The sequence below is a fragment of the Micromonospora sp. NPDC049662 genome, assembly GCF_040675055.1.
Classification (GTDB): domain Bacteria; phylum Actinomycetota; class Actinomycetes; order Mycobacteriales; family Micromonosporaceae; genus Micromonospora.
Window position 1 is genome coordinate 32850 of record NZ_JBFAOC010000054.1, and the last position, 8839, is coordinate 41688.

At 73.7% G+C, this 8839-nt stretch carries 10 protein-coding genes; 6 read left to right on the top strand and 4 right to left on the bottom strand.

From position 1 onward, the window contains the following. Window positions 1–38: 38 nt before the first annotated feature. Together AB0J36_RS27975 and AB0J36_RS27980 are read right to left on the bottom strand one after the other, a co-directional pair. The gene (locus AB0J36_RS27975; protein WP_357131146.1) at window positions 39–719 is read right to left on the bottom strand and encodes a DUF3515 family protein; all 681 of its coding nucleotides are present in this window, start codon (window positions 717–719) and stop codon (window positions 39–41) included. Between the two features lie 9 nt (window positions 720–728). Then, a complete protein-coding gene (locus AB0J36_RS27980) occupies window positions 729–962 on the bottom strand; it encodes an Lrp/AsnC ligand binding domain-containing protein (protein ID WP_007456453.1) in 234 nt (77 codons plus the stop codon). Between the two features lie 153 nt (window positions 963–1115). Here AB0J36_RS27980 and AB0J36_RS27985 point away from each other — a divergent pair, with 153 nt between their 5' ends. After that, on the top strand, window positions 1116–2048 hold the full coding sequence (locus AB0J36_RS27985; protein ID WP_357131270.1) for a thiamine-phosphate kinase: 933 nt from the start codon (window positions 1116–1118) through the stop codon (window positions 2046–2048). A gap of 29 nt (window positions 2049–2077) precedes the next feature. Beyond that, complete coding sequence (locus tag AB0J36_RS27990; RefSeq protein WP_357173250.1) at window positions 2078–2539, top strand: GNAT family N-acetyltransferase; 462 nt, start codon at window positions 2078–2080, stop codon at window positions 2537–2539. Window positions 2540–2632: 93 nt separating this feature from the next. On the opposite strand, the gene rpmB is transcribed toward AB0J36_RS27990, so the two are convergent. Further along, window positions 2633–2824, bottom strand: coding sequence for a 50S ribosomal protein L28 (gene rpmB, locus AB0J36_RS27995; RefSeq protein WP_091671657.1), 192 nt, complete (start codon window positions 2822–2824; stop codon window positions 2633–2635). A 303-nt stretch (window positions 2825–3127) separates the two neighbouring features. Here rpmB and AB0J36_RS28000 point away from each other — a divergent pair, with 303 nt between their 5' ends. Next, window positions 3128–4741 (top strand): DAK2 domain-containing protein, encoded by a 1614-nt coding sequence (locus AB0J36_RS28000; protein WP_363661330.1) that lies wholly within the window; start codon window positions 3128–3130, stop codon window positions 4739–4741. Next, window positions 4738–6936 carry an ATP-dependent DNA helicase RecG gene (gene recG / locus AB0J36_RS28005; RefSeq protein WP_363661331.1) on the top strand — a complete coding sequence of 733 codons (2199 nt, stop codon included), beginning with the start codon at window positions 4738–4740 and terminating at the stop codon, window positions 6934–6936. The genes AB0J36_RS28000 and recG overlap by 4 nt, the downstream gene beginning before the upstream one ends. Window positions 6937–6938: 2 nt before the next feature. Here recG and AB0J36_RS28010 read toward each other — a convergent pair whose 3' ends face one another. Further along, complete coding sequence (locus AB0J36_RS28010; RefSeq protein WP_363661332.1) at window positions 6939–7196, bottom strand: flavin reductase; 258 nt, start codon at window positions 7194–7196, stop codon at window positions 6939–6941. Between the two features lie 249 nt (window positions 7197–7445). Here AB0J36_RS28010 and AB0J36_RS28015 point away from each other — a divergent pair, with 249 nt between their 5' ends. Then, window positions 7446–8168: an XRE family transcriptional regulator gene (locus AB0J36_RS28015; RefSeq protein WP_357131267.1), complete on the top strand. Its 723-nt coding sequence runs from the start codon at window positions 7446–7448 to the stop codon at window positions 8166–8168. After that, window positions 8165–8638: an NUDIX domain-containing protein gene (locus tag AB0J36_RS28020; protein WP_357131132.1), complete on the top strand. Its 474-nt coding sequence runs from the start codon at window positions 8165–8167 to the stop codon at window positions 8636–8638. The genes AB0J36_RS28015 and AB0J36_RS28020 overlap by 4 nt, the downstream gene beginning before the upstream one ends. Window positions 8639–8839: the final 201 nt, after the last annotated feature.

The window sequence follows — 8839 nt, forward strand, 5'->3', positions numbered from 1 at the left end:
CCGCGGGGGGGGTGCGCCCCCAATCACGCCCCCGCACCTCAGCCCTGGCAGCCGGCGGGGACGGCGCCGCCCGAGGGCACCGACGCCACGATGGCGCTGGAGATCGGGGCGGCCCACTGCAGCGGCTGCGGGTAGGAGCGCGGGATCCGGACCGTCACCGGCGTCTCCCGGTCGACGGTGGTGAGCACCGTCATGTCGGTCCCCTCGACGGGGTGCCAGCAGACCCGGTTGACCACCCAGACCTCGTCGGTGGCCGGAATGGTCGGCTCGGCGCCGCCGCAGGCCACGGTGAGCGCGGGGTCGCCGTACGCGGCGTTCTGCTCGGGGCCCGCCGTGACCGGACGCTGGGTCAGGTCGCGGATGGTCTGCGGGAGCTGGGAGAGCAGCGCCCGGCAGACCGTGGCCGGGCGCTCGGCCAGCGCCGGCGCGGCCATCTCGACCGGCGCGCTGGACTGTGCCCGGGTCGTGCTCGCCGACGGGCTCGGCGCGGCGGTCGGCGTCTCCGGGGCGAGTTTGGCAAAGGCCAGCACGGCCACCAGCAGCGTGACCGGTAGTGCGATCACCGTGGCGAGCAGGGCCGCTCCCCGGACGGTCCGGTCCCGGCCGGCCGGCGCGTCGACGGCCGGATCGGCGTCCGCGTGGGTACCTTCAGCCGGCTCGGGCGCGGTGTCCGCCGGCTCCCGCTCGCCGTCGTCCCGAACCGCCGAGGGGGTCGTCATCTCGTCCACTTACAGCCGCACCACCGAACACGTGAGGGTGCGGGTGATGCCGGGCACCATCTGCACCTTGCTGACGATGAGTTTGCCGAGCTCGTCGACGGTGTTCGCCTCGGTGAGGACGACCACGTCGTACGGCCCGGTGACGGCGTCGACGCGTACCACGCCGGCGATGTCCGCGATGAGACCCGCCACGTCCCGTGCGCGGCCGACCTCGGTCTGGATGAGGATGTACGCCTGTACCACGACTCGACCTCCGTCCGTCGCCGCCCGAAGGCGGCCCGAAGGGTGAAACTACCTTACGGACCAGGTCTGATCCCTATCGGTGGTCAAGGAGCAGCGGTGAGCGAGCGCGGCGGTGCCGGGCAGAACGGGTCGAACGCCGGCAGTGCCGCCAGCGTGGCCGGGATCGGCGAGTTCGGGCTGATCGGGCGGGTCACCGCCCGCCTGGCGATGGGCCCGACGACGGTGCTCGGGCCGGGTGACGACGCGGCGGTGGTGGCCGCGCCGGACGGCCGGGTGGTCGCCTGCACGGACGTGCTCGTCGAGGGGCGGCACTTCCGGCGGGACTGGGGGTCGGCGCGCGACGTCGGTCACCGGGCCGCCGCCGCCAACCTGGCCGACGTCGCGGCGATGGGCGCCGTCCCGACCGCACTGCTGGTCGCCCTCTGCATGCCCGCCGACCTCGAGGCGAGCTGGGCGGAGGAGCTGGCCGACGGGTTGGCCGCGGAGGCCGCCACGGTCGGCGCGAGCGTGGTGGGCGGGGACATGTCGTCGAGCCCCACCCTGACCATCGCGGTGACCGCGCTGGGCGACCTCGGTGGCCGGGCGCCGGTGGTGCGCTCCGGCGCCCGTCCCGGCGACGTGCTGGCCCTGGCGGGCCGCATCGGGTACGCGGCGGCCGGGCTGACCGTGCTCAGCCGCGGCTTCCGCACTCCCCGGCTGCTGGTCGAGGCGTACCGGCGACCGAACGTCCCCTACCCGGCCGGGCCGCAGGCCGCCCAGCTCGGCGCGACCTCGATGATCGACGTCTCGGACGGGCTCCTCGCCGACCTGGGGCACGTGGCGCGGGCCAGCGGTGTGGCGATCGACGTGCGCCGCGACGCCTTCGAGGTGCCCCGGCAGATGGCGGATGCCGCGCAGGCGCTCGGTGTCGACGCGTACACCTGGATCCTGGCGGGTGGCGAGGACCACGCGCTGGCCGCGACCTTCCCTGCGACGGTGGCGTTGCCGCCGCAGTGGCGGCCCATCGGCACGGTGACGGACGGTGTCGGGGTGACGGTCGACGGCGGTGCCTACGACGGGCCCCGGGGCTGGGACCACTTCCGCTGAGGCCACGCGGCGGCCGTACCCTGGATACCGTGAGTGAGATCGAGATTCGGCTGGTGCGGTTCGACGCGCCGGTGGCGCAACAATTGATCAAGGCCGCGTTGGCTGACCTGGCCACCCGGTACGGGGGCACCGGCGACGACACCCCGGTGGCGGCGAGCGAGTTCGAGCCGCCGGACGGCGCGTTCCTCGTCGCCTACCTGGCCGGTGAGCCGGTCGGCTGCGGCGGCTGGCGCAGCCACGGCACGGACACCGCCGAGCTGAAGCGGATGTACACCGCCCCGACCGCGCGTGGACGCGGCGTGGCGCGGACGGTCCTCGCGGCCGTCGAGCGCTCGGCCCGGGAGCACGGCCGCAAGCGGATGGTCCTGGAGTGCGGGGACAAGCAGCCCGAGGCGATCGCCATGTACGCGTCCGCCGGTTATGACCGGATTCCCAACTTCGGGTTCTACCAGGACGCGGAGGGCTGCGTCTCCTTCGGCCGCACGCTCTGAGCGGCCGGCGTCAAGCCGGGTGCGGACACGACAGAGCCGGCGGGCCGCAGGGCCCGCCGGCTGAGCCGAACGAGAAGAGTCGGTGCTGCCGCGTCAGGCGCGGGTGACCTTGCCGGCCTTGATGCACGAGGTGCAGACCTGCAGCTTCTTGGTGTTGCCACCACCGGCCGGGGTGCGCACCGACTGGATGTTCGGGTTCCAGCGGCGGTTGGTCTTCTTCTTGGACCAGGGCACGTTGTGGCCGAAGCCCGGTCCCTTGCCACAGACGTCGCACACGCTAGCCACGGGATACTCCTGGGATTGAAACGTTCATGAGGTCGCCGGCAGGTGCTGCCCGGGCAACCGCGTCAGCCTACCCGATGCCCCGCCGAGGTGACCAACCGCCCTGACCCGCGGAGCAGCCGCCCCACCGCTCAGTGGCTGGTGGCCGGCCCGCCGGGTGACGGGGGTGGTTCCGGCGGCAACTGTACCTGGCGGGCGGATCCCGCTCGTGCGGGCCGGGAGGGTGGGGGCCCGTCGGGCGTCGGCGCAACCGGACACGCCGGACGAGTCCGACGTGTGTCGGCGCGCGCCAGTAGGCTTCTGCCCGTGCTGGACACCCTCGACGCCGCCACGGTCCGCCGTTGGTGCGCGAGCGGGCTGGTCGCGCTCAAGCGCCACCAGGGCGAGATCGACCAGCTCAACGTCTACCCGGTGCCCGACGGCGACACCGGCACCAATCTGGTGCTCACCCTCACCTCGGCGCAGCAGGCGCTCTCGATGGACCTGGACACCCTCCCCGACAGCGGCCCGACCGCCCACGGGCACGCGCTGCGGCTGATGGCGCAGGGCGCGCTGCTGGGCGCGCGGGGCAACTCGGGCGTCATCCTCTCGCAGATCCTGCGCGGGTTCGCCGACGCGGTCGTCGGCGTGCCGGCGGTGCGTGGGCGGGCCCTGGCCGCCGCGCTGCGGGCGGCGACCACCGCCGCGTACACTGCGGTCGGCCGTCCCGTCGAAGGCACCCTGCTCACCGTCGTCGCCGCCGCGGCCACCGGGGCCGAGCAGGCGGGCAGCGACGACCTGGCGGTGGCGGCCCGTGCCGCGGCGCGGGCGGCGGCCGAGGCCCTGGCCCGTACCCCCGAGCAACTGCCGGCCCTGGCCCGCGCGGGCGTCGTCGACGCCGGCGGGCGCGGGCTCTGTGTCCTGCTCGACGCCCTGGTCGAGGTCCTCACCGGGGAGAGCGCCACCCCGCCCGCGCCGCCGCCGCGCACCGCCCGTCCGGCGGCCACCGTCGCGCGCGAGACCGGTTCCGAGGAGTACGCCTACGAGGTGCAGTACCTGCTCGACGCACCCGCCGACGCGGTGGCCGCGCTGCGCCGCACCCTGGACGCGCTGGGCGACTCGCTGGTCGTCGTCGGTGACGGACGCGAGCCAGACGGCACCTGGACCGTGCACGTGCACGTCAACGACGTGGGCGCGGCGGTCGAGGCGGGGATCGTCGCCGGCCGTCCGTACCGGATCTCGGTGACCCGCTTCGCCGATCAGCCGGAGCCGTCCGGCGGTCCGACCGAGGACGGCCGGGCCGCCGTGGTGGTGGCCACCGGCGCCGGGATCGCCGAGCTGTTCGCCGCCGAGGGCGCGACGGTGGTGCGCGGCAACCCGTCCATCGGTGATCTGCTGGCCGCGGTGCGCGGCACCGGGGCGACCCGGGTGGTCGTCCTGCCGAACGATCCGAACACGGAGGCGGTCGCCAGCGCGGCGGCCCGCGAGGCGCACCGGCACGGCGTCAAGGTGAGCGTGGTGCCGACCCGTTCACCGGTGCAGGCGCTCGCGGCCCTCGCGGTCCGCGACGGCACCCGCCGGTTCGAGGACGACGTGATCGCGATGGCCGAGGCGGCCGGCGCGTGCCGCTACGCCGAGGTCTGCCACGCCAGCCGCGAGGCGCTCACGGTCGCCGGCCCCTGCCGCCCCGGTGACGTGCTGGCGCTGGTCGAGGGCGAGGTGCACCTGATCGGCACCGACCTCACCGACACCTGCGCCGCCGTCGTCGACCGGATGCTCGGCGGTGGCGGGGAGCTGGTCACCCTGCTCGCCGGGGTGGACGCCCCCGCCGGGCTCACCGATGCCGTCCGCGCGCACGTCGCGCGGCGCTGGCCGTTCGTCGAGGTGCAGGCGTACCCGGGCGGTCAGCCGTTCTATCCGCTCCTGGTGGGGGTCGAATGAGTGAGCCGGCCACGGTGGACACGCCGCTGAAGAAGCTCGTCGGCGACAAGACGGCGAAGGCGCTGGCCTCCCAGCTCGACCTGCACACGGCGGGCGACCTCATCTACCACTTCCCGCGCCGCTACGACGAGCGTGGCGAGCACACCGACATCCGGTCGCTGGACGTCGGCGAGCAGGTCACCGTGCTGGCCCAGGTGCAACGCACCGCCGTACGGCCGATGCGGCAGCGTCGGGGCAACCTGCTCGAGGTGACCGTCGGCGACGGCTCCGGCGGTGTGCTGACGCTGACGTTCTTCGGCAACCAGGCGTGGCGCGAACGGGAGCTGCGGCCCGGCCGGTGGGGGCTGTTCGCCGGCAAGGTCACCGAGTTCCGGGGCAAACGGCAGCTCAACGGCCCGGAGTACGTCCTGCTCGGCGAGGGCGGCGAGGGCGAGGCGGCGGTCAACGACGAGATCGAGGAGTTCGCGGGCGCGCTGATCCCCGTGTACCCGGCCGCCGCTGCCGTACCGACCTGGGTCATCGCTCGCTGTGTACGGGTCGTCCTGGACACGTTCACCCCGCCGGACGATCCGCTGCCGGCCGCCGTCCGGGCCAGCCGCAACCTCGTCGACCTGGGCGCGGCGCTGCGCGAGATCCACCGACCGTCCACGAAGGAGGCCCTGCACCGGGCGCGACGGCGGCTCAAGTGGGACGAGGCGTTCGCCGTCCAGTTGACGCTGGTGCAGCGCAAGCACCGGGCCGCCGACTGGCCGGCCCGGCCCCGTCCACCGCGCGCCGACGGGCTGCTGGACGCGTTCGACGCCCGGCTGCCGTACGAGCTGACCGCCGGCCAGCGCGAGGTGGGCGCGGAGATCGCCGAGGACCTGGCCGCCGCGCACCCGATGCACCGCCTCCTGCAGGGCGAGGTGGGCTCGGGCAAGACGGTGGTGGCCCTACGGGCCATGCTCCAGGTGGTCGACGCGGGCGGGCAGGCCGCGCTGTTGGCCCCCACCGAGGTCCTGGCCGCGCAGCACTACCGCGGCATGCTCGACCTGCTCGGGCCGCTGGGCCGGGCCGGTGAGCTGGACTCCGCCGACCACGCCACCCGGGTCGAGCTGGTCACCGGCTCGCTGGGCGCGGCGGCCCGTCGCCGGGCGCTCGGCGAGGTGGCCAGCGGCGCCGCCGGCATCGTGCTGGGCACCCATGCCCTGTTGTACGAGGGTGTCGACTTCGCCGACCTGGGTCTCGTGGTGGTCGACGAACAGCACCGCTTCGGCGTGGAGCAACGCGACGCGCTGCGCGCCAAGGCCGACCAGCCGCCGCACACGCTGGTGATGACGGCGACGCCGATCCCGCGAACGGTGGCGATGACCGTCTACGGCGACCTGGAGGTGTCCACCCTCTCCCAGCTGCCCCGGGGACGGTCGCCGATCGCCTCGCACGTGGTCCCGGCCGCCGAGAAGCCGGCCTTCCTCGACCGGGCCTGGCGTCGGCTGCGCGAGGAGGTGGCCGCCGGCCACCAGGCGTACGTGGTGTGCCCGCGCATCGGGGACGGCCCGGTGTCCGACGAGGAGCCGCCGCCCGAGGACGACAACGGCCGGCGGCCTCCGCTGGCGGTGACCGAGGTGGCGCCGCTGCTGGCCGAGGGACCGCTGCACGGGCTGCGGATCGGGGTGCTGCACGGTCGGCTGCCCGCCGACGAGAAGGACGCGGTGATGCGCTCCTTCGCGGCCGGCGACCTGGACGTGCTGGTGGCGACCACGGTGATCGAGGTCGGCGTGGACGTGCCGAACGCCACGGTGATGATCGTGCTGGACGCCGACCGCTTCGGCGTCTCGCAACTGCACCAGCTCCGGGGCCGCGTCGGCCGGGGCGCGGCCGCCGGGCTCTGCCTGCTGGTCAGCGAGGCGGCCGAGGGCTCGTCGGCGCGGGAGCGGCTGGACGCGGTGGCCTCCACCAGCGACGGTTTCAAGCTCGCCGAACTGGACCTCGAACAGCGTCGCGAAGGCGACGTGCTCGGGGCCACCCAGTCCGGGCACCGCTCGCACCTGCGGCTGCTGTCCCTGCGACGCGACGCCGACCTGATCCGCGACGCCCGCGCCGAGGCCATCAGCCTGATCGGGGACGACCCGGAGCTGACAGGCAATCCGGCCCTGGCCGCGTCGGTGGCCGCGCTGGTGGACGAGGACCGCGCGGAGTACCTGGAGAAGGGCTGACGTCACTGCGGCGGCTCGTCGCGCAGGGCCGGTGAGCGCGGCCAGGCGAGAAACCGCGAGTGCAACAGCCCGGACGGTGTAAGCGGCAGGTCGGCGCACGCCTGTACCAGGTAGGCGGACAGATACAGCAGCAGCGATATCCGCGCGCCGGCGAACTCCTCGATGAGCTGCCGTTTCCTGGTTCTGCACGGCCACGGTGCTCCGCACACCGTGCAGGTCCACTGCGGCCGTACCGGCTGATGCGCAGACAACAGTCCCACCACCCTCCTGGATAGTTTGGAGAGGGGGAAGAGGCCCTCCGGGGGAGTCGAGGACCCCTTCCCCCTGGCGCTCGCCAGCCCGGCGAATCTGCCGCAAGCGGACCGGCGAGGCACTGCCGCTGAACCTAAGAGCCGGCCCACGGCACCCCAACGTCCCGATAGACACCATGCCGGACACTTCCACGCCCCTGATGCGTCCCGACGTGTCCACTACCGTGGGGCGGTATGAGTCACCGCCTCCGCGCGGCCATGCTCCGCGCCCACCTCGACTCGGCCGCTCTTGCCACGGCTGTCGGTGTCGATGTCAAGACCGTCACCCGGTGGCTCGCCGGCCGCGTCCCGCACCAGCGCACCCGGCTCGCCGTCGCCGACGCCCTCGGCGAGACCGAAGCAGACCTCTGGCCCCAGACCCGTCCCGACCAGGCGCCCGGCGCGGAGGCCACCGCCGAGGTCGTCGCCGCCTACGCCCACCGCGCCGACATCCCGCACCATGTCTGGGCCGCGCTGCTCACCGGCGCGACCACTCGGATCGACCTGCTCGGCTACGCCTACCCGTTTCTGCTTGAGTTGCTGCCCAACACGATGCAGCTCATCTCCGACAAGGCTGCGGACGGCGCTCAGGTCCGGCTCGCGTTCGCCGATCCCGACTGCCCGCACGTCGCCGAACGCGACGCCCTCGAACAGATCGGGGGCACACTACCTGGCCGGATCCGCAACGCCCTCAACTTCTGCGCACCCCTCCACGACGTGCCCGGTGTGGAGATCGGCCTGCACGCCGTGCATCTGTACAACTCGGTGTTCCGGTTCGACCACCAGATGATCGTTACCCCGCACCTGTACCGCGCACGCGGTTACCAACACCCCGCCCTGCACCTGCGCGAACTCTCGCCGCACGGCATCTTCGCCGCCCACGCCGACCAGTTCGAGCAGGTATGGCAGACCACCACCGCCTACCCGAGGGAAGCCCGGTGACCGGCCGGCGCGACTATTACCACGACCCGCAAGCACCGGTCGCCAACAGTCTCGTCCCCGCCGCCGCCGCCGTCGTCACCGACCAGTACGGCCGCGTGCTGCTCCAGCGGCGTAGCGACTCCGGCAACTGGTCCCTACCCGGCGGCGCAATGAACATCGGCGAAACCCTGCAACAGTGCGTCGTCCGCGAGGTACGGGAGGAGACCGGCCTGGACGTCGAGGTCACCGGTCTGCTGGGCATCTACAGCGACCCTGCGCACGTCATCGCCTACCCCGACGGCGAAGTCCGCCAGGAATTCACGGTCACCTACCGCGCCCACGTCATCGGCGGCACGATCAGCATCAGCGACGAGTCGACGGACGTCCGCTTCATCGACCCTGCCGAATTCCCTCACATCCCCATCCATGACACCGTTCGACTCCGCCTCAAGCATCACCTCGAAGGCCGTGACACTCCCTATCTCGGATAGCGTCGATTCCTTGGCGCGCTGACGACCCTCTCCTGCTTGCGGAGGGCGGGACCGCTGACTGCACCGCAGATGCTGTCAACGCACAACGACCGAGGGCGGGGGGGGGGGGGGGGGGGGCGCGCCCCCGGCGGGGAGGGGTGGAGTGGGGGCGGGGGGGGGGGCTCCGGCCCCCGCCGCGGGGGGGGCGGGAGAGAGCGCCCC